19 protein-coding genes and 1 pseudogene are annotated in these 20,230 nt (G+C 67.3%); 14 read left to right on the top strand and 6 right to left on the bottom strand.

Annotation, left to right across the window (positions count from 1 at the left end; genetic code table 11):
- Positions 1-96: 96 nt before the first annotated feature.
- The gene (locus tag IPN03_07630; GenBank protein MBK9373594.1) at positions 97-351 is read right to left on the bottom strand and encodes a hypothetical protein; all 255 of its coding nucleotides are present in this window, start codon (positions 349-351) and stop codon (positions 97-99) included.
- On the opposite strand from IPN03_07630, the gene IPN03_07635 reads away from it, so the two are divergent.
- The 3 genes from IPN03_07635 to IPN03_07645 all read left to right on the top strand — a co-directional run bounded on the left by IPN03_07635 (position 321) and on the right by IPN03_07645 (position 3,721).
- On the top strand, positions 321-1,025 hold the full coding sequence (locus IPN03_07635; protein ID MBK9373595.1) for a hypothetical protein: 705 nt from the start codon (positions 321-323) through the stop codon (positions 1,023-1,025). The two genes, IPN03_07630 and IPN03_07635, sit on opposite strands and share 31 nt — an antisense overlap.
- A 241-nt stretch (positions 1,026-1,266) precedes the next feature.
- The gene (locus tag IPN03_07640; protein MBK9373596.1) at positions 1,267-1,455 is read left to right on the top strand and encodes a hypothetical protein; all 189 of its coding nucleotides are present in this window, start codon (positions 1,267-1,269) and stop codon (positions 1,453-1,455) included.
- A 1,975-nt stretch (positions 1,456-3,430) separates the two neighbouring features.
- On the top strand, positions 3,431-3,721 hold the full coding sequence (locus IPN03_07645; GenBank protein MBK9373597.1) for a hypothetical protein: 291 nt from the start codon (positions 3,431-3,433) through the stop codon (positions 3,719-3,721).
- 100 nt (positions 3,722-3,821) lie between these two features.
- Here the strand turns inward: IPN03_07645 and IPN03_07650 are convergent, their stop codons facing one another.
- Positions 3,822-4,103: a hypothetical protein gene (locus IPN03_07650; protein MBK9373598.1), complete on the bottom strand. Its 282-nt coding sequence runs from the start codon at positions 4,101-4,103 to the stop codon at positions 3,822-3,824.
- 96 nt (positions 4,104-4,199) lie between these two features.
- Positions 4,200-4,382 (bottom strand): hypothetical protein, encoded by a 183-nt coding sequence (locus IPN03_07655; protein MBK9373599.1) that lies wholly within the window; start codon positions 4,380-4,382, stop codon positions 4,200-4,202.
- A 341-nt stretch (positions 4,383-4,723) separates the two neighbouring features.
- Between IPN03_07655 and IPN03_07660 the strand changes: the two genes are divergently transcribed.
- From IPN03_07660 to IPN03_07685, 6 genes are all read left to right on the top strand, one after another.
- A complete protein-coding gene (locus IPN03_07660; protein ID MBK9373600.1) occupies positions 4,724-5,200 on the top strand; it encodes a hypothetical protein in 477 nt (158 codons plus the stop codon).
- Between the two features lie 1,734 nt (positions 5,201-6,934).
- Positions 6,935-7,126, top strand: coding sequence for a hypothetical protein (locus tag IPN03_07665; protein MBK9373601.1), 192 nt, complete (start codon positions 6,935-6,937; stop codon positions 7,124-7,126).
- On the top strand, positions 7,092-7,421 hold the full coding sequence (locus IPN03_07670) for a hypothetical protein (protein ID MBK9373602.1): 330 nt from the start codon (positions 7,092-7,094) through the stop codon (positions 7,419-7,421). The genes IPN03_07665 and IPN03_07670 overlap by 35 nt, the downstream gene beginning before the upstream one ends.
- 86 nt (positions 7,422-7,507) lie before the next feature.
- Positions 7,508-8,530, top strand: coding sequence for an HNH endonuclease (locus IPN03_07675; protein MBK9373603.1), 1,023 nt, complete (start codon positions 7,508-7,510; stop codon positions 8,528-8,530).
- A 110-nt stretch (positions 8,531-8,640) separates the two neighbouring features.
- A complete protein-coding gene (locus tag IPN03_07680; protein ID MBK9373604.1) occupies positions 8,641-9,162 on the top strand; it encodes a hypothetical protein in 522 nt (173 codons plus the stop codon).
- Between the two features lie 170 nt (positions 9,163-9,332).
- Entirely contained in the window at positions 9,333-10,202 is an 870-nt protein-coding gene (locus IPN03_07685; GenBank protein ID MBK9373605.1) for an AIPR family protein, read from the top strand.
- A gap of 33 nt (positions 10,203-10,235) precedes the next feature.
- Here the strand turns inward: IPN03_07685 and IPN03_07690 are convergent, their stop codons facing one another.
- The 3 genes from IPN03_07690 to IPN03_07700 are packed head-to-tail and all read right to left on the bottom strand — an operon-like array spanning position 10,236 to position 11,588.
- Positions 10,236-10,892: a hypothetical protein gene (locus IPN03_07690; GenBank protein MBK9373606.1), complete on the bottom strand. Its 657-nt coding sequence runs from the start codon at positions 10,890-10,892 to the stop codon at positions 10,236-10,238.
- The gene (locus IPN03_07695) at positions 10,882-11,031 is read right to left on the bottom strand and encodes a hypothetical protein (protein ID MBK9373607.1); all 150 of its coding nucleotides are present in this window, start codon (positions 11,029-11,031) and stop codon (positions 10,882-10,884) included. Before IPN03_07695 ends, IPN03_07690 begins: the two co-directional genes overlap by 11 nt.
- Positions 11,028-11,588, bottom strand: a complete 561-nt coding sequence (locus tag IPN03_07700) for a DNA-processing protein DprA (GenBank protein ID MBK9373608.1) — start codon at positions 11,586-11,588, stop codon at positions 11,028-11,030. The genes IPN03_07695 and IPN03_07700 overlap by 4 nt, the downstream gene beginning before the upstream one ends.
- Positions 11,589-12,098: 510 nt before the next feature.
- Between IPN03_07700 and IPN03_07705 the strand changes: the two genes are divergently transcribed.
- The 5 genes and pseudogenes from IPN03_07705 (at position 12,099) to IPN03_07725 (ending at position 20,230) form a co-directional block, all read left to right on the top strand.
- Positions 12,099-12,686: a DEAD/DEAH box helicase gene (locus IPN03_07705; GenBank protein MBK9373609.1), complete on the top strand. Its 588-nt coding sequence runs from the start codon at positions 12,099-12,101 to the stop codon at positions 12,684-12,686.
- A 135-nt stretch (positions 12,687-12,821) separates the two neighbouring features.
- Positions 12,822-14,120 (top strand): hypothetical protein, encoded by a 1,299-nt coding sequence (locus tag IPN03_07710; protein ID MBK9373610.1) that lies wholly within the window; start codon positions 12,822-12,824, stop codon positions 14,118-14,120.
- 408 nt (positions 14,121-14,528) lie between these two features.
- The gene (locus tag IPN03_07715) at positions 14,529-17,768 is read left to right on the top strand and encodes a DUF1998 domain-containing protein (GenBank protein ID MBK9373611.1); all 3,240 of its coding nucleotides are present in this window, start codon (positions 14,529-14,531) and stop codon (positions 17,766-17,768) included.
- Positions 17,769-17,997: 229 nt separating this feature from the next.
- Complete coding sequence (locus IPN03_07720; GenBank protein ID MBK9373612.1) at positions 17,998-18,162, top strand: hypothetical protein; 165 nt, start codon at positions 17,998-18,000, stop codon at positions 18,160-18,162.
- A pseudogene (locus IPN03_07725) lies at positions 18,159-20,230 on the top strand (UvrD-helicase domain-containing protein). Before IPN03_07720 ends, IPN03_07725 begins: the two are co-directional and overlap by 4 nt.

Raw genomic sequence — 20,230 nt, forward strand, 5'->3', positions numbered from 1 at the left:
CACCCCCGCACGACGGCCGCGGGTCGTTCGCGAGCCTCATGAACATGCTCGACCCGACAGCCATCGCGAACCCCCGCGACTACACGAAGGACGACATCAGGGGCTCCACGTCCGCCACTTCAAGAAGACGTCACGACCCAGCTCGGTGCAGCCGTCAAGCCGCGGAAGCTCATCAAGGCGAAGGCCGCCGCCACCCCGGAGGAAGAGGCCGCCTTCGACGTCCTCGCCGGCCTCACCTTCGAATCGTTCGACCGCCGGCGCCGCCCCGGCCAGCACCTCTTCCGCACCGTCCTCGAAAGGCCTCTCCCCGAGCCGGCCGAGTGCCTCCAGACCGTCCGAGAGGCTCCGCAAGCTCGGGTCCGTCACGACCGAAAGAGGCGACTCGCGACAGGGACGGGCTCGAGAAGCTCGAGGCCGCCCTCCTCCCCGTCACCCCCGCCCGGTTCAGCCGCTACCAGCGCCTCCTCCAGCTCCTCCGGAGCCCCGCCGAGCTCGCCTGGACGGGCACCGACACGAAAGACCGTCTCGTCGTCTTCACCGAGCGCATCGAAACGCTGAAGCTCCTCCGAGAACAGCTTCAGCGCGACTTCGGCGCCCCCGCGACGAGCAGGTCGCCGTCCTCCACGGGCAGGACGGCTCCGACCTCGACCAGCAGCGCATCGTCGAGGACTTCGGCCGCGAAGTCACCCGTCCGGCTCCTCTCGCGACCGACATGGCCTCCGGGGGCATCAACCTCCTTCCTCTGCCGGAAGATGGTCCACTTCGACACTCCCTGGTCGTTCATCGTCTTCCAGCAGAGGAACGGCCGCATCGACCGCTACGGCCAGGACCGCCAGCCCCTCATCGCCTACCTCTTCGTCGGAATCGAAGACGGCCCGAGCAAAGGCGACACCCGCATCCTCGAGCTCCTCGCCGAGAAGGACGACGCCGCCCAGAAGAACCTCGGCGACCCCACCGCCCTCTACGGCGTCAACGAGGAACTGGAGGAGGAGCGGATCACAGCCAGGCGATGGAGTCGGGCGTGACCCCGAAGGTTCGACGGCTGGGTGGAGGAGAAACGCGAAAGCGGATGGCGGCCGCCCCCGTCAACCTCCTCGACGTCCTCTTCGGCTCCCACGCCGGCCGCCCCGGGAGCCGAGATCACGGCCCACCGCTCCCTCGAGCCTCTTCCCCGACGACCTCGCCTACGCCCGCCGGGCCCTCGAGTCCCTGAAGGGGGAGAGCAAGCTCGAGTGGAGCCCCGACCCCGAGCACAGCGCCCTCGAGGTGACCCTCAGCCCCGACCTGAGGCGCGCCTTCCGCGCCCTCCCGCCCGACGCCCTCCCGAGCAACGGCCGGCTCGTCTTCACGACCGACCGCGAGCGGGTGAAGAAGGCCATCCGCGACTGTCGGGCCGAGGAGCAGCGCTGGCCCGGCGTCCACCTCCTCTGGGACCTCCACCCCTTCCTCAAATAGCTAAACGGCCACCTCCTCGTCGCCTTCCAGCGGCGCGAGGCCCCCAGTCGTCACCACTCCGGGGCACGCTCGCGGCAGGGGAGTCGCTCTTCCTCATCGGGGCGAGATCCCAACCTCAAGGCAGCCCGCCGTCCGCCTGGTTCGGGGTGCGTTACGAGAAGGAGCGTCTTCCGCGAGACGCTCGACCTCGACCAGCTCCTCGCGAAGACCCGCCTCGCGACGGCCGTTCACGCCAACCCCGGCACGACGCCTGACCTCATCCCGTCTCAGTCGCTCGTTCCCGACGTCGTCGCCCGCGCCCGGGCCTTCCTCTCCGATCGCCGCGCGTCGTTCAACACCTGCTACGGCCCCGCCCTCGCCACCCATCTCGAGAACCTGAAGCGACTCGAGGGGCGTCAGACCGAGCAGCTCGAGCTCGACCTCCCCGATGGGGCCCTCAACCGCCGGGGCGCGAGAGAAGAGGGCCGCCGCGGGCGAGTCCGCCGCGCTTCGACAGGCACGTCGGCTGGGTGCGCGAGACGATGACCGTCGAAGACAAGCCGTACCTCCGCATCGCGGCGCTCTTCGTGGGGAGGCGCGCTGATGGCCCTCGACCTCACCGGCATCTCGAACGAGAACGGTTCTACACGAGCCACTACCTCGCGGCGATCCTCGAGGACGACCTCAAGGGCCTCTTCGCCACCTGGGCGAAGGCCGAGGAGGAGGGAAGGGCAAGCCTCCGGCCGACCTCCTCCTCTCCCTCTCCTCGCGCGACTACGCCGCCTCCCGGAGCGACCTCGCCCGCTGGCGCGACGCCGCCTCCGTCTCGACCTCCAGCGTCCGTTCCTCGCCTCCTTCCTCGCCGCCCTCGGCTACACCCTCCCCCCCACCCTTGCCCACACGGTCAAGGAGCTGGGCGACGGCAGCGCCATCCCGGTCCTCGCCGAGGTGAGGAAGAAGAACGGCGCCCCCGACCTCTGGGTCGTCGAGACGATCGAGACCGCCGGCCGACGCCGGCGCCGCCGACCCCCTCTCGCAGCCCTTCCTCCCCGAGCAGCTGCCGCCCTCCAGGCGGGCGCCGAGCCCCTCCGGCTCCCTTCCGACGGCGGCGAGCCGCTCGCTCAGACGTCCTCACCGCCGCCGTCTTCGCGCCTCCCCCAACCGCCCCGCTGGTCATCGCCCTCAACCACGGCCTCGTCGTCCCCGCCGACCGGACGAAGTGGACCCAGAAGCGCTACCTCCGCTTCGACCTCGCCGAGATCTACGGCCGGAGGAGCCCCGGCACCTTCCGCGCCCTCGCGGCGCTCCTCCACCCGACAGCCTCGCCCCCGAAGGCGGCCTCTCCCCTCCTCGACACCCTCGACGAAAGCTCGCACAAGCACGCCTTCGCCGTCTCCGACGACCTCAAGTACAGCGTCCGCGAAGCGGTGGGGCTCCTCGGCAACAGGCCCTCTACGACCTCCGCGAGCGCCTCCGCGAGGGGAGTCTACGGCCGGGAGATGGCCAAGCCCCCTCACCGAGGAGTGCCTCCACTACCTCTACCGCCTCCTCTTCTGCTTCTACGTCGAGGCCCGCCCCGAAAGCTCGGCTACGCCCCGATGAAGAACGAGGAGTACCGCACGGCTACAACCTCGAGGCCCTCCGCGACCTCGAGCTTCAGGACCTGACGACCGAGGTCGAAGAACGGCTTCTTCCTCAGCGACTCCGTCGCCACCCTCTTCCGCCTCGTCTACGAGGGCTTCAGCCACGAGGGAAAAGCAGACCGTTCTCGGGGCGGACCAGGGCACCGACCATCACACCTTCCGGATGGAGCCGCTCCGGAGCCCTCTTCGATCCAGAACGGACGCCGCTTCTGAACCGCGTCCGCTTTCGCAACCACGTTCTCAGAGGGGTCCTCGGTGCCTCTCCCTCTCGAGGCGAAAGAGGCGGCCGGGGCGGGGCGAAGAACCGAGGCCGCATCAGCTACGCCCAGCTCGGCATCAACCAGCTCGGCGCCGTGTACGAGGGGCTGCTCTCCTACACCGGCTTCTTCGCCGAGGAAGACCTCTACGAGGTCCACCGGGCAGGCGAGACTCCCGACGAGCTGCAGAACGCCTGGTTCGTGAAGGCGGCCGACCTCGCGAAGTACACCAACGAGGAGAAGCTCTTCGACGAGCGCCTCGGAAGCACGCGAAGGGCACCTTCATCTACCGCCTCTCGGGCCGCAACCGCGAGAAGTCGGCCTCGTACTACACCCCCGAGGTCCTCACCCGCTGCGTCGTCAAGTACGCCCTCAAGGAACTGCTGAAGGACCGGACGGCCGACGACCTCCTCTCCCTCACCATCTGCGAGCCCGCCCTCGGGAGCGGCGCGTTCGCGAACGAGGCCGTCAACCAGCTCGCCGACGCCTACCTCGAACGGAAGCAGGCGGAGCTGAAGCGCTCCATCCGCACGACGCCCTTCTCCTCGAGAAGCAGAAGACCAAGGCCTACCTCGCCGACAACAACGTTCACGGCGTCGACCTCAACCCCACGGCCGTCGAGCTGGCCGAGATTTCCCTCTGGCTCAACACCATCTACGCCGGCCACACCATCCCCTGGTTCGGGAACCAGCTCGTCGCCGGCAACAGCCTTGTCGGCGCCCGGCGGCAGGTCTTCACGCCAAAGGATGCGCCGAGGAGGGGCGGGCACTTCGTCTTCGAGGGGTTCCCGATCAGGTGAAGCTCGGCGAGGCTCGCCCCGCGGGCGCCGTCTACCACTTCCTCGCCCCCGACCCGGGATGTGCGCCTACGACGACGCGGTCATCCGCGGGCTCGCTCCCGACGAGATCAAGGCGATCAAGGAGTGGAAGAGGGAGTTCGGGCAGCCCTTCAGCGCCTCGGAGCTGAAGACCCTCCAGAAGCTCTCCTCCGCCATCGACCGCCTCTGGCAGAAGCACGTCGAGGAGCGTCGAAAGCTCCGGGTCGACACCGGAACACCTTCCCGCTCTTCGGCCACGAGAGCGACCCCGCCTTCGCGGCTCCAGAGTCGGGCAAGCGGCTTTCGACCCGCGACAAAGACCGCCTCTACCGCCAGCGCTTCCTCGCGGAGGGGGTCCGCGCTTCGAGCCCCTACCGTCGCCTCAGGACGGCGATGGACTACTGGTGCGCCCTCTGGTTCTGGCCGATCGAGAAGGCGAGCCTCCTCCCGAGCCGGGAGGAGTTTCTCCTCGACCTCGCCGTCCTCCTCGAGGGACGTCCCAGGGCGTCGCCCTCGTCGGCGGCGCCGACCAGACGACCCTCTTCCCGGAAGACACCCCGAAACAGGAGGCGTTGAAGCTCGTCGACGAGTTCGGGTTCGTGGACGTCGACAAGCTGGCGCGAGAGATGCCACGGCTGGCGGCGGTGAAGGAGCTGGCCGAGAGGCATCGGTTCCTGCACTGGGAGCTGGAGTTCGCGGAGGTCTTCGCGGACAGGGGAGGATTCGACCTGATCGTCGGGAATCCGCCGTGGATCAAGGTCGAATGGGACGAGGGCGGGGTCATGGGGGACTTCGAGCCGCTCTTCGTCCTTCGGGGACACTCGGGGCCAAGGCTCTCTGAGCTGAGACGCGAGGCGATCGGTGCTTCGGGCGGACTCATCGAATCCTATCTTGGCGAGTTTGTTGAGTCCTCCGGCATGCAGGCGTTCCTGAACGCGGGAACAGAACTTCTCTCTGCTACGCGGTTGGTGGAAATCTCTACAAGTGCTTCTGCCTCAAGCGTGGATGACCACAAATGGCCGGGGGATGACAGGATTCCTACATCCTGAAGGCGATTACGATGACCCCAATGGCGGTGCGCTGCGAAGGGCCGTCTATTCGCGACTTCGCTACCACTTCCAGTATCAGAATGAGCTCCTTCTGTTTCCCGAGATTAACCATCCGAAGCTCTACAGTGTGAACATATCCGGCGGCGCTTCCAGCGAACCGTCCTTCGTTCATATGTCGAATCTCTTTGCGCCGCACACGGTCGATACGTCTCTCGGCGAGATGGCTGTCGCGAGACGGAGCATCCAGGCGTTGCAGCCGAAGGGCGGGAGCGGGTCTGCCCCGGTCCCGGGCATCAAGGACGACGACGGAAGCTGGTGCGTACGCGCCCATCCGTCAAGAGCCATTAGCATCCGCCGAGCAGAGCTGGACCTCTTCGCCCGGTTGTATGACGAACCAGGGACTGCTGCCCTCGAAGCGCGACTTCCCGCCCTTCATGCGCGGGAGCTCCTCGGAGTTCTCGAGAAGTTCGCGGCCTTTCCGCGGCGCCTCGCCGACATTTCCGATGAAACGTTCTCGACCGACATGTGGGACGAATCAAGTTCTCAACGTAACGGCACGATTCGTCGCGAGACGAGGTTTCCGACGGAGCTGACGAGTCTAGTCGTTCAAGGACCTCATCTCTACGTCGGGAACCCGCTCTTCAAGACGCCTCGTGCGATCTGTGACACGGACCTCGCGCACGATCCCATTGACCTTATGGAGTTGTCCGGAAGATTACTTGCCACGGACCAACTTCGTCCCGTCGTGCGACCACAAGACCTACATAGACAGGATGCCTCATGTGCCATGGGGGTCGCCGTCCGAATACACGCCGGCTACCGTCTCTGTCATCGCGAGATGCTCTCCCAGGCCGGGAACGCACGTTGCTCTGCGCCGTTGCGCCGCCGAAGCAGGGCATGTGCATGCCGTCGTGGGGGCACCGATTCCGCGACGACAGGACGATGCTGGAGGCCGCGGCTTCTTCTTCTCCCTGCCGGTGGACTTCAGGGTGAAAAGCACCGGGATGGGCCATGCATACAGTGGATTCCTCGGCCAACTCCCCATCCCCCTCCCTACGGGACCTGAAACGGAGCAGCTCGTAGCGCGGGTGCTACTCTTTTCGTGCCTTACATCGCACTACTCCGCCCTATGGTCATCGTCCTGGTCGACGGGGTTTGTCGTCGATCGCTGGACTAAAGTCGATCCCCGTCTCGGGACACTCAGCTACTCCGCAGCCACGAACACATGGCTCTGGGCGACTCCGCTTCCGCTCAGACTATGAACGACGTCAGGCGCTAGTCGAGATCGATGTTCTCGTCGCCAGAGCCCTGGGCCTGACGCTTAATGAACTCCTCGCCATCTATCGGATTCAGTTCCCCGTTCTTCAGCAGAACGAGCGCGAAACCTGGTACGACCGGAACGGCCGAATCGTCTTCACGGTCAACAGGGGCCTGCCTGGCGTCGGCCTCGATCGACCCCAGTGGAACGAGGTCAAAGAGATGCAGTCGGGGACCGTTACCAGGACGATCCTCAACGACACGCTCCCTGGCGGTCCCAGGGACCGGACGATTACTTACATTGCGCCATTCGACAGGTGCGACAGAGAACGCGATTACAGCTCAGCGTGGGCCGCGTTCGAAGAACGGTGCCTCAACGCCGAATCAGGCCCGCAGGGGCCGTGCCTCCACCAGAATGGAAGGAGAACGTAGACGACCATGCCCGATGAAGCTGCAGCGACGCCGTTCCATCCACGAGTGAAAGGTGCCACCACGGCATTCTCGACGAACGTCGCATCCCTCCTCGGCGAGCTGGACGACGACGCCTACCACGTCCCCGACTATCAGCGGGACTCGTCCCAATGGGACCTCTCGAAGAAGTCGCTCTTTATCGATTCGCTGATCAACAACGACCGTGCCGCCCCTGATCCTCTATCCGGAGACGAATAGCGAAGGGTCCGAGAGGCATCAGATCATCGATGGGCAGCAACGCCTGGCGACGATCCGGGACTTCATAAAGGGTGGCTTCGCGCTCGCTCCGGAGTCAGAGACCGAGTATGCGGAGAACATCGGTCCACTGGTTCAGGGGAGAAGGTTTGCCGAGCTGCCCGAGACGATCAAGCAACAGATCCAGCGGTACAAGCTGAACTTCATCGTTCTGCCGAAGGATCCTGGGCTGAGCCTTCGCCTCGAGATCTTCCGCCGCATCAACGGGCCGGCGTTCCGCTCAGTGCCCACGATTTGAGGTTGGCGGTATTCGGGCGATCCGACCGCGTCTATTTTATCCGGCTCGCCGGCGTCTTCGACTCGCACCGTGACGGAGCGAGCCGGATGATCAAGGCGGCTAAGGAGAACTTCGGACTCGAGTACCCATGGAGCAACGCGGCAGCCTGGAATGACTGGTGGAGCGACACGACCCAGTCCGCCGGGCAGGCACCGTCGCAGATGTTCCTCTACTACGTCATCGCACGGGACATCGCGAACGTGGAGACCCTGCTCGGGAGCACGAAGGCGCAGGACGGAGCCGGTGTCCGCTATGACAGGACGACGATTTCGGTCCTCGACCTCTACATGGCGCAGCTCCAGAACGAGAGCCATGGTGGGTCTGAGGGTGCCGGGATTCTCGCGGGCCTGAAGACGATGAAGGGGTGGTTCGTCGAGTTCGAAACGTGGTTCAACGCGATCAAGATGGCTAAGGTACCGCGCATCAGCACGAACTCTTCGACGAAGGTCGCGCTGTTCATCGCCGCGGCCATCGAAGTCTGGGGAACTCCGGACAAGGTGACCGAGCCGCAATGGGAGCTCATCCAGGTGCTTCTCACTCCAGGGACCGCGGGCGATCGAGGACGCGATTGGCCTCCGCGTACCCGATCCCGAAGGGAAAGTGGCCAGGACAGCGGACACAGATCGCGAAGACGGTGGAGGCATGTCAGGCAATCGCAAGAAGTAGGTCCCGCCCCGGCCTACATCACGTGCAGCCCGCTGGCGAGGACCTTCCCGCCCGGATGGAAGGACGTCTGGTTTCGACGCTGGGCAAAGGCGGACGAGGCGGGAAGCGTCTCGTATGCCTGTCCCATCTGCCAGCGACTGTTCGACCACCGGATGATGAGCTATCTGCACGGAGATCACGTTTGGCCCTATTCGCTGTTCGGCGAGACGACGTGGGACAACTATCAGCTCATCTGTGGCGACTGCAACCTCGACAAGAGCAACACGCTCGATGTCGATGTGCGAAAGGCGCTGGGAGCTGATGAGTTCCGGCAGCGGGTGAGGGACTTCCTCCGGGAGCAGGTCGAGCGCGGCACCCTCGCAGAGGACGTCGTCGTCAGGAGTCTTCTGGGGCATGTCGTATAGGGCGCGGTTGGTCGAGGTGGGGGGACAGTACTGCGCCGACGAAGTCGGCGTGGGTCTTCCCGGCGATTCAGAAGCGGGCGACTGAGTCTGGACGGGGAGCGGAGAGCGGAATGAGAGCAGTCACCGAGAACGACCTTCGAGACGCTTGGAATCGCCACCACGATTCCCACCGCGGCAAGCGCGAGGACTTCTTCGGCCCCGTCTACCTCGCGAAGGAGTTCAGCGGGTCCGTCGAAGACTTCCTGGCGCAGTGCGCGTTCGGGTCGAACGACTACGGCCTCGACGCGTACCACGTCGACGAGAGCCGGCGGAACCTCTACCTCTACCAGTTCAAGTGGTCGGAGGACCACAACCTCTTCAAGGGCTCACTGAAGCGGCTCGTCGAGTCGGGAATGGGGCGGGTCTTCGGGAACCCGCAGGCCTCCCGGAACGAGAACGACTTCCTGGGGCGCCTCAGGGCCGAGATCCACGAGAAGCAGGCGAGCATCGACCGGGTCGTCATCCTCTTCGTCTTCAAGGGGGACCCGGAACGGGCGGACCAGAGCAGCGGCCTCGAGGCGCTGCGAGAGGAACGGAGTCGAAGAAGCACTTCATCAACGGCTTCTTCGGCGAGGACCGATCCGTCGACCTGACGTTCGAGTTCCGGTCGAACGAGACGCGCGGCAAGTCGGCGACGCACGTCAAGAAGACTCACCAGTACGACCTCCGGCTCGAGGCGCCTCACGAGAGGCAGCTCGAGTCGGGCGAGAGGCTCCACGTCGGCTTCGTCCGGCTGATGGACCTCTACCGGATTCACCAGGCCATGGGGCCGCGCCTCTTCGAGCGGAACATCCGGTTCGGCCTCGGGGAGGAGGAGGGGGCGAACCGCTCCCTCCGGAGGGCCTTCGAGAAGATCGTCATCGACGGGGCCGACCCGGCCGGCCTCTTCGCCTTCACCCACAATGGCGTGACGCTCTCGGTGGAGAAGCTCGTCGTGGAGGACGGGACGGCGAGGGTGACCGAGCCGCGGGTCCTGAACGGCGCGCAGACGCTGACGACGCTGGCCCGGTTCATCGAGAGGAACCGGGAGCACCCGGAGTTCCGGAAGCGGGTGCAGCGGCCCGACCTCGAGGAGATGGAGGTCGACGGGAACCAGAAGCCGATCCAGATCCGGCCGCTGGCGCAGACGTTTCTCGCCGTGCAGGGCGAGCTCGACCGGATGTCGCGCCTCGGCGACGTCTTCGAGGACGAGAAGGCCTTCCGCCGGACGTTCCCCGAGTCGTATCTCCGGGTCGATCCGAGGAAGATCGTCCTCGTCTACAAGGTCCACCTCCGCCGGCGGGCCCTCCTGCGGCACCTGGCAGAGCACAAGGGGCCGTCGTTCGAGTTCATCCAGAGGGGCTGGAACCTCGTTCAGGCGCTCCTCGTCCAGGCGCTCTTCAACAACAAGGACCTGTCGTCCTGGCTGGAGCGCTTCGGAACGACGACCTCGATGGAGACTGACTACACAGAGGTCCTGCGGAGCCTCCTTCTCTCGAAGGTGGTCCCGGTCATCAAGAGGGCGGCCTCCGAGAGCCCGTACGCCGAGTCGCTCGCGGAAGGGAAGTACGCCTTCCTCCGGACGAAGGCGTTCTTCGGGAAGTGCATGGACCAGGCCGAGAACGACTATGGGTGGGAGAAGCGGTCGTTCTGATGAGGAATCGGGGCACCCCGCCAGGTCCGCGGGCTACGGGCGTCGATCGACGGTGCCATCCCGCAGGCGAGAGATAGTGCCCGTGCAGGGGGAGAGGATCCGGTCGACGTCGGGGACGAGGCCCATCGTGCGGATCAGGGCGAAGGCGCGAATGCGTGCGTTCGGGAACGCCTTCGACAGCACGGTCGCCGAAGCGAGGAGCGTCGCTCCCTTCGTAACGACGTCGTCCACGAGAACGATGTCTTCTGGCGAGCCGAGCGGTGGCGTGGGTGCCACGTCCAGAGACGCGACGTGGTCCTCGAGAGACGGCCGATTCCCGGGAGTCGACCAGGCGGACTTCCGGACCGCCGACGTCCGGATCAGGAGGGGCTCTACGGCGGCGCCGATGCCGCACGACACGAGTCCGTCCGCGATGCGACGAGGGACCCACAGGGCGTGCGGGTCCTTGATCGGCGCGCTCCTCGGAACTGGCACGATGGTCGCTCCCGCTGGAAAGAGCGAGGCGAGAGGTGAACCGGGCAGCTCCTCAGCGAGTCGTCGAACGGCGAAGTCGATCATCCTCTCGGGAGGGAAGGGGCCGGGGCCGTCGTTCTTGATGCGGCCGACGATCTCCCTGGATCGGACCGAGGTCTCGCCCGTCCCCCGGGGTGAGTAGATGAGGAGCGAGCCGAAGTCGACGCTAGAAGGCAAGGCGCTCGCGAACGATCTCGCCGGCAGGCGGGAGGAGCTCGAAGAGCTCGTCCTCGTGACCGGAGGCGAGCGTCCGCGCGCCGTAGTGGAGCATCTCCTTCGCCCACTTCAGCCGTTCGTCATCGACGATCGACTTCATAAGGAAGAGCGGGCGTCCGAGCCGGAGCGCCTCCCAGCCCTGCGAGAGCGAGCCGCTCGGAGTCGGGCCGCCTCGACGATGACCGTCGCGTGCGAGAGGAGGGCCATGGTCCGGTTGCGGCGGGGAAAGTTGGACCGGAGGACCGGGTGGCCGGAGGGGAACTGGCTCACGACGAGGTGGTTCTCCTCCATCGAGCGCCGAAGAGCCGCGTCGGAGCCGCCGAGGACGACGTCGAGGGGGTTCCCGAGGACGCCGATCGTCCGGCCGCCGGCCTTGACGGCACCCCAGAGGGCGGCGGTGTCGATCCCCGCCGCGAGACCGCTCACAACGAGCGCGCCGTGGCCGACGAGGAGGCGCGCGAGCTTCTCGGCTCGCTTGAGGCCGAGGTGGCTCGCCTCGCGAGCACCGACGACGGAGACCCGCGGGCCGACCGACAGGAGACGGATGTCGCCTCGGGCCCAGAGCGTCTCCGGGGCGTTCTTTCGCTCGACGTCGTTGAGCGGCCCGAGCACCTCGTCCAGCGAGAACGAGAGGGGAAACTTCGTCCTGTCCTCCATCCGTGCCAATTATCAACCCGCGGCACCCACTTCGGAATGCCTGGTTCGGCCATGCGCGTATCTCGCTGCCTTCGTCGTCGTGTCGAGGGCAAACTAACGCAGCAAGGCAGATACGTGCCGGCCGTCAGAGCCACGCCGGCGGAGGGCCCCCGATGATCCCGTCCGTCCTCTCCACGCAGGTCCGGAAGGGGATCGAGGAGTTCCTCCTCACGACGTTCCCGGTCACGACGCCGCTCTTCCAGCAGAGCCTCCCGGACCTGCTCCGCAGGGATGGGTCGGTCTTTCGAGGGCCGTATCTTTCATTGAAGCTGCCGTTCCGGACGGGAGAGAAGGGTGTCCGGTACTTTCCTGAGGTGCTTCCCGAGGGCTTCCGGCCGCACCGGCACCAGGAGCGGGCCTTCGAGCGGCTGGCCGGGCCTGACCGGCTCTCGACGATCCTCGCGACGGGGACCGGGTCGGGCAAGACGGAGTGCTTCCTCTACCCCATCCTCGACCACTGCGCCCGGCGAGGTGGGAGGCCAGGGGGTAAAGGCGGTCGTCGTCTACCCGATGAACGCCCTCGCGACCGACCAGGCGAAGCGCTTCGCGCGGGCCATCGAGGCGAACCCGGCCCTGAAGGGAAAGGTGACCGCGGGGCTCTACGTGGGGGGGATCGGACACGAGACGCGGAAGGTGATGGGGCCCGACGACGTCATCACCGACCGCGAGACGATGCGGACCTCGCCGCCCGACATCCTCCTGACGAACTACAAGATGCTCGACTACCTGCTCATCCGCCCGGAAGACGCGCGGCTCTGGCAGGGGAACGGGCCGGAGACCCTCCGGTTCCTCGTCGTCGACGAGCTGCACACGTTCGACGGGGCGCAAGGCGCCGACCTCGCCTGCCTCATCCGGCGGCTGAAGGCGCGGCTCAGGACGCCGGAGAGGCACCTCTGCGGCATCGGCACGTCGGCGACGCTCGGCGAAGGGCCCGAAGGGATGAACGCCGAGGCGCTGAGCGACTACGCGGCGAAGCTCTTCGGCGAGCCGTTCGGGACGGACTCGATCGTCGGCGAGACGGTGGAGACGACCGAGGAGTTCCTGAAGGGGACCTCGTGACGCGGTTCGGGTGCCGGGGCCGGAGAAGCGCGAGGCGCTCGACCCGCTGGTACGCGGGCCAGGCCGAGTACCTCGAGGCGCAGCACCGGCTCTGGTTCGACGAGGCCTGGACGCGGCGGGGGAGACGACTCCCTCGTGGGTCTCGGTGAGCGGCTCAAGGGGCACGCCTTCCTTCGGAATCTCCTCGTCATCCTGGACGGGAAGGCGCGCGAGCTGCGGGCCGTGAAGGACGAGCTGGCCCGCCAGGTGCCGGGTTTCGCGGGGGCGGACGTCGAGACGTTCGACCGGCTCCTCGGGAGCTTCCTTGCGCTCGTCTCGGCGGCGCGGGTGAAGGGGCCCGACGGGAAGCCCCGCCCGCTGGTGCAGGTGAGGCTGCAGCTCTGGCTGCGCGAGCTGAGCCGGCTGGTGGCGATGGTGGAGATCCCGCCGCCGGGAGGCTCGCCCCGCCTTGCCTTCGCCGACGACCTCGCTGCCGAGGAGGCAAAGAAGGCGCTGCCGATCGTCCACTGCCGGGAGTGCGGCGTCACCGGCTGGGGCGCTGTCTACAAGGCCCAGGACCAGCGGCTCGAGGCGGGGCTCAAGGGGTTCTACGACGCGTTCTTCCGCTTCAGCCCCACGGTGGCGTTCGTCTACCCGGAGGAGGACGGAGCCACGTGCGACCAGCGCGGCTTCGCGTGGTGGCTCTGCACCGAGTGCCTGAGACTCGCGCAGGCGAACGAGGCGGGCGAGTGCCCGGGCTGCGGGACGGGGCCGGAGGCGGCGCTGAGGGTGCGCGTCGGCGAGAACACGTACCGCGACCGGGAGGGGAAGACGCACGGGCACCACAGCTGCTCGTCGTGCGGCGGCCACAACAGCCTCACCATCGTCGGCTCGCGCGCGGCGAGCCTGACGAGCGTCGCCCTCTCGCAGCTCTTCGCCTCGCGCTTCAACGACGACAAGAAGCTCCTCGCCTTCTCCGACTCGGTGCAGGACGCCTCGCATCGCGCCGGCTTCTTCGGGGCGCGAACGTACGCCTTCAACTTCCGGACGGCGGTGCAGAAGGTGGTGGCCTCGCTCGGGGGGCCGGTTCCTCTCGCCGAGCTTCCGCGGAGGGTCGCGGAGTTCTGGCGGGAGAAGCTGACCGACGGGCCGTTCGTGGCGACCTTCCTGCCGCCCGACATGGAGTGGCTGCACGACTGGGAGGCGCTGCGAACCGACGGGAAGGTCCCCGAGGGCTCGGACCTCGTGAGCTGGTCGAGAAGCGTATCGCCTGGGAGGTCTGGAGCGAGTACACGTTCAAGAGCCGCATCGGCCGGACGCTCGAGAAGTCGGGCAGCTCGGTGCTCGTGCCGCGCCCGGAGGTCATCGAGGCGGCCGTGGCGAAGCTCCTGCCGGTGCTTCGGGAGGAGATCGGCGTCCTCCGCGACCTCGACGGCGCAACTCTCCGCAAGCTGATTGAGGGCTACCTTGTGACTCTGAAGAACAAGGGCGCCGTGCAGCAGGCGGACCTCGGGCCGTACGTCGAGTCGGGCGGGAACGTCTACCTCCTCAACAGGACGAAGCACCTGCCGGGCTTCTCGAAGCACACCCGGGCACCGGCCTTCCTCGCGAGCCAGGGCTTCTCGCGCTTCAACACCTGCTCCGGTCGACAGCGCAGCAGGCGCCGACCTGGTTCGAAGACTGGCTCGCCCGGTCTCTCGCGTCGGTTGACGGGCGAGCGGGGCCTACGCGGCCGAGATCTGGAAGCTCGTCGTCGGGGGGCTCATCGACGCCGGGGTCCTCTTCCAGCGGACGGGCCCGCACGGTGCTTCCGTCTGGGGCCTCCGGGAGGACCTCTTCCTCGTCGTCGACACGGTCGCCCAGATGCGATGCGGGCGCTGCGGCTCGAACGTCTCGGTGGCGGCCTCGGAAGCCGAGGCGTGGGTCGGCGCCTCCTGCCTGCGCTACCGGTGCGCCGGCGTTCTCGCGCCGGAGCCTCCGCGCGAGGACTACTACCGGAGCCTCTATGCGACGGGGGACGTGAGCCGCCTCTTCGCCGAGGAGCACACGGGGCTCCTCGAGCGCGCCGAACGGGAGGAGATCGAGATCGCCTTCAAGGCGAAGCCGGAGGACCGGAAGCCAGGCGACCCGAACCTCCTCTCCTGCACGCCGACGCTCGAGATGGGGATCGACATCGGCGACCTGTCGTCGCTCGCGCTCTGCTCGGTGCCGCCGAAGTCGAGCAACTACCTCCAGCGGGCCGGGCGGGCCGGACGGCGCGACGGAAACGCCTTCATCCTCGCCGTGGCGAACGGCCGCCCGCACGACCTCTTCTTCTACTTCGAGCCGGAGGAGATGATCCAGGGCCTCGTCGAGCCGCCGGGCTGCTTCCTCAACGCCTCGGCCGTCCTCGAGCGGCAGCTCACGGGCTACGTCTTCGACCGCTGGGTCGAAACGGGCCTCACGAAAGGGGCGATCCCCGAGAAGCTTGGCCCGGTTCTCGACGCGGTGGAGAAGGGAACGGCCGCCCGCGACGCCTTCCCGAACAACCTCATCCAGTTCTTCGACCTGAACCGGACCTCGCTCGAAGAGGACTTCCTGGCGCTCTTCGCGGGAGAGGTGACGGAACACTCGCGCGAGCGGCTCCGGACGTTCGTTCGCGGGACGGACCCCGAGGTCCCCGCGCTCCCCGTTATCCTGGTCGAGGAGCTGCAGGAGGTGGTGAAGGAGAGGAAGAGCCTACGGAACGCCGTGCGGCGCCTCGCGGAGCGAGTCGAGAAGGTGGAAGCCGAACCGGCGGGCGGGGACGAGCGCGAGAAGGAGCTCTCGGAGCTGCGCCAGGAGAAGCACGCGCTGACACGCCTCGTAGCCGACATCAACGGCAAGCACGTGCTGAACTTCCTCACCGATGCGGGGCTTCTCCCCAACTACGCCTTCCCCGAGAACGGGGTCCAGCTCAAGTCGGTGATCTACCGGCGGAACGACAAGGCGAAGGACGCCGAGAAGAAGTACGAGACGAAACAGTACGTCTACGAGCGGCCGGCGGCGTCGGCCATCATCGAGCTGGCCCCCGCGAGCAGCTTCTACGCGCAGGGGCGGAAGCTCCTCGTCGACCAGGTGAACGTCGACCTCTCGAGGCCCGAGCCGTGGCGCTTCTGCGCCGAGTGCTCGTACATGGAGAAGGAGGGGGAGAAGGAGCTTTCGGCCGCCTGCCCCCGATGCGAGAGCCCCCTCTGGCCCGACGCGGGGCAGAAGCGATCGATGCTCCGGATGAAGCAGGTGCTCTCCACGGAGAACGACAAGGAGAGCCGCTCGTACGACGAAAGCGACGACCGCGAGCCGCAGTTCTTCCAGCGGAACATGTTCGTGGTGACGAGTCCGGCCGACGTGAAGGCGGCCTATTCGCTGCCGGTCGACGGGGTGCCCTTCGGCTTCGAGTTCTTCGGGAAGCTCACGCTCCGCGAGGTGAACTTCGGGAAGCGCGATACGGGCCAGGCGACGCTCAGGATCGCCGGGGAGGACTTCGAGGACACGGGGTTCGTCGTCTGCCAGTCGTGCGGGAAGGTGAAGGGGATCGGAAGGGGTGGTCGAACGGCCAGCCCGTCTCCATCGACCACGCGCTCCACTGCCGCTTCCGGCCGACGCCGAGCGCGACGCCGCCCCCGACGCCCTGACGGCCTTCCAGACGGAGTTCCTCTACCGGCAGTTCGACTCGGAGGGAATCCGAATCCTCCTCCCCGTCGCCAAGTTCGACGTGGAGCAGAAGGTGGAGTCGTTCGTGGCGGCGCTCGACCTCGGGCTGAAGAAGCGCTTCCGGGGCGACCCGGGGCACCTCCTGACGACGGTCACGAGCGAGCCGGTGAAGGGCTCGGGGTGAGGAAGCGGTTCCTCGTTCTCTACGACGGGGTGCCCGGGGGAACGGGCTACCTCGACGAGCTGATGCGGGACGAGAACGGCATTCTCGACGTCCTGCAGAAGGCGCTGGACGTCCTGACGGCCTGCTCGTGCCAGCACCACCCTGCGAAGGACGGCTGCTACCGCTGCCTCCTCGCGTACCGAGGCCGGCACGACAAGCTCCGGACGTCGCGGCGGGAGGCGATCGACATCCTCGGGTCGATCCTCCGGGAGCGGGGGCGAATCGAGCGGGTGGAGCAGATCTCGACGATCCCGCTCGGGTCGCTCCTCGAGAGCGAGCTGGAAGCGCGGTTCGTGGAGGCGCTCCGGCGGAGCCGGATCGGCGACCAGCCTGTGCAGCTCCTCCAGACCGTGGTGAAGGGGAAGACGGGCTGGTTCCTGAAATGCGCCGCCGGGAGCTGGCTCGTCGAGCCGCAGGTGGACCTGGGCCCCGAGGAGGGCGTCGAGGTCCCGTCGCGGGCCGACTTCGTCCTGCACCCGGAAGGGGGCGGCTCGGCGCTGCCGATCGCCGTCTTCACCGACGGCTTCGAGTACCACGCCGACCCCGCGTCGGGGAACCAGCGGCTCGGCCTCGACACGGCTCAGCGCCTCGCCATCGTTCGCTCGGGGCGGTACCGGGTCTGGTCGCTCACCTGGGACGACGTGATGGAGCGCTTCGACCCGAAGACGCCGAAGCTGACGCCTCTCGGCGCCGACCGGCGGCCACTGTTCCAGGTTCTCGCCGGGAGATTGGCCGCGGGCGCCGCGCCGGACTGGATGGCGCTGGCGGAAGCGTCGACCTTCGAGATGCTCCTCGAGCGCCTCGACCGGTCGCGGGAGCGCGACTGGAGTGGCTTCGCGTGCGCGTGGGCGCTCTCGTTCCTGGAGCAGGGGCGTGGGACGACGCTCGGCGGGGCCGAGAGGCTGCGAGACGACCTCCTCGCTCGCGGAGCAGCGCGGCTCGCTCGAGCACGGACCGGAGCGTTGCCGGATCCGGTGGCAGACGGGGCGCGTCGAGCACCTCCTCCTCGGGACGTCGCCCGGTCATCCAGGGCCTCGTCTTCGGAAAGGCCGAGGCGCTTGGGCGGGGGAGTTTCGAGGGGACGGCCGTCTCGCTGCGCCTCAACGAGATCTATGGCGTCAACTCCCCGGTCGAGTGGAAGGACGCCTGGCGGAAGTACCTCTGGGCGACGAACGTCGCCCAGTTCGTCGGGCGAAGCGAGTTCGTGACGGCGGAGGGGTTAGCCGCTGGGCGGTATGCGGACCTCCTGGGTGACCTGCTGGGCGCCGTTCCGCCGAAGAAGGCCCTCGCACCGGCGACCGAGAACCTCCTCCTGCAGGCGGACGTGGCCGTCCGCGACCTCCTCCTCGCCCTCCTCGAAGCCGGGGCCAGGGCGCCCGAGATGGGCTACGAGCTGACCGGGGCAGGCGGGGAGATCGTCGCGATGGCGGAGCTGGGGTGGGAGAAGCAGCGGTCGCCGTCCTCCTGCCGCGCGAGGAGCCGTTCCGGGCCGCCTTCGACGGAGCCGGATGGGTGGTCTTCCTCGCCGGGGAGACGGACACGAACCCGGAGGCGGTCCTCGAGGCGCTCGGGGGCGGGAAGAGAGCGGAGGAACGGGAATGAAGGTCGCGATCTCGGACGACTTCCTGCTGGCGTTCTCGAACGTCCAGAAGACTCACCAGAAGAAGGTCCGGGAGTTCATCGAGCTCTTCCGGGAGAACCCGGAAGCCGGGGGCATCCAGTACCACCCGGTGAAGAAAGCCCGCGACCCGAACCTCTACTCCGTTCGGATCGACCAGGCTTACCGGGCGATCGTCTTCCACCCTGCCGACACGGATCTCTACCTCCTGACCTGGGTCGACCACCACGACGAGGCCTACGCGTGGGCCGAGAGGAAGGTCTTCCGCGTCAACCCGATGACGGGTGCGCTCCAGGTGCTCGCCGCCGACGCCGTCGAAGCGGCGGAGGTGGCGCCGAAGAAGGCTGCCGCCGCCCCGAAGGCCGGCCTCTTTCGGAAGGTGAAGGACGAAGCTCTTCTGCGCTTCGGCGTTCCGGCCGAGCTCGTTCCGACGGTGCGGGCGATCGGGGACAGGCGGGGCTGGAGGAGCCGCGGCGACCCTGCCGCAGGAGGCCTACGAGGCGCTCTTCCTCCTCGCGGCGGGGTACGACGCCGACGCGGTGCTGCGCGAGCTGGAGAAGCCGCTCGAGCCCGTGGCGGCCGACCCGACCGACTTCGCGGCGGCTCTCGCGAACGACGACTCGAAGCGACGTTTTGTCGTCGTCTCCGATGCCAAGGAGCTGGCCGAGCTGCTCAACGCACCGCTGGAGCAGTGGAGGGTCTTCCTCCACCCGAAGCAGCGCAAGCTCGTCTCCATGACGGCGAGCGGCCCCTACCGCGTGCTCGGAGGGGCGGGAACGGGGAAGACCGTCGTCGCGATGCACCGGGCGAAGCACCTCGTCGAAACGGTGTTCCCCGGGCGGAACGACCGGATCCTCTTCACCACCTTCACCCGAAACCTCGCGACGGACATTCACGAGAACCTGAAGACGCTCTGCGGCCCCGACCTTCTCTCGCGGATCGAGGTTGTGAATCTCGACGCATGGGTGTCGAACTTCCTGAAAGGTCGCGGCTATCGGTTCGAACCGGTCTTCGACGGAGAGAACAACGAACTCTGGGAGAACGCCCTCGCGCTCGCGCCACCCGAGACGGGACTCTCGGGCGAGTTCTACCGTCAGGAGTGGGACGAGGTCATCCAGCCGCAGGGGATCGACACTCTGGCCGAGTACCTTCGCGCCCCCCGTCTCGGCCGCGGGACGAAGATCGGCCGGGCCACTCGCGAGGCCATCTGGCCCGTCTTCCGCGAGTACCGCTCCCAGCTCAACGAGCACGGGAAGCGCGAGTACATCGACATGGTCCGCGACGCCCGACAGCTCATCGAGAAGCAGGGGATCCGCCTCCCGTACCGGGCCGTCGTCGTCGACGAGGCCCAGGACATGCACGCCGAAGCCTACCGGCTCATCCGGGCGCTCGTGCCAACCGGCCCGAACGACCTCTTCATCGTCGGCGACGCCCACCAGCGCATCTACCGCCACCGGGCCACTCTCGGGAAGTGCGGCATCGACATCCGGGGGCGCGCGGAAGCTCCGGCTCAACTACCGCACCACCGACGAGATCCGCCGCTTCGCCGTCGCCCTTCTCGAAGGGCGCGACATCGACGATCTCGACGGCGGCCTCGATGACCAGAAGGGCTACATGTCGCTGACGCACGGCCCGAAAGTCGAGGTCCACGGTCTGAAGACCGCCGCTGCCGAAGCAGCCTTCATCGGAAAGCACGTCAAGGAGCTCATCGACTCCGGCGCGGCGTCGGAGTCGATCTGCATCGTCGGGCGTACGAAGACCGTGATCGAGCACGCAAGGACGCGCTCCGTTCCGCCTCCCTCGACCTCTACGAGATCAAGCGCGAGGCCACAGACAACCGCGCCCGCCCTGGCATTCGCGTCGCGACCATGCACCGGGTCAAGGGCCTCGAGTTCGACCATGTCGTCGTCGCCTCGGTTAATGACAAGGTCATTCCGCTCGACAAGGCCCTCAAAGCCGGCGCGGACCAGGTGGCCGCCCGAAACGCGGAGACCGGGGAACGCGCATTGCTCTACGTTGCACTGACCAGGGCGAAGAAGTCGGCGGCGGTCA

Source organism: Holophagales bacterium (assembly GCA_016719485.1).
Lineage (GTDB): Bacteria > Acidobacteriota > Thermoanaerobaculia > UBA5066 > UBA5066 > UBA5066.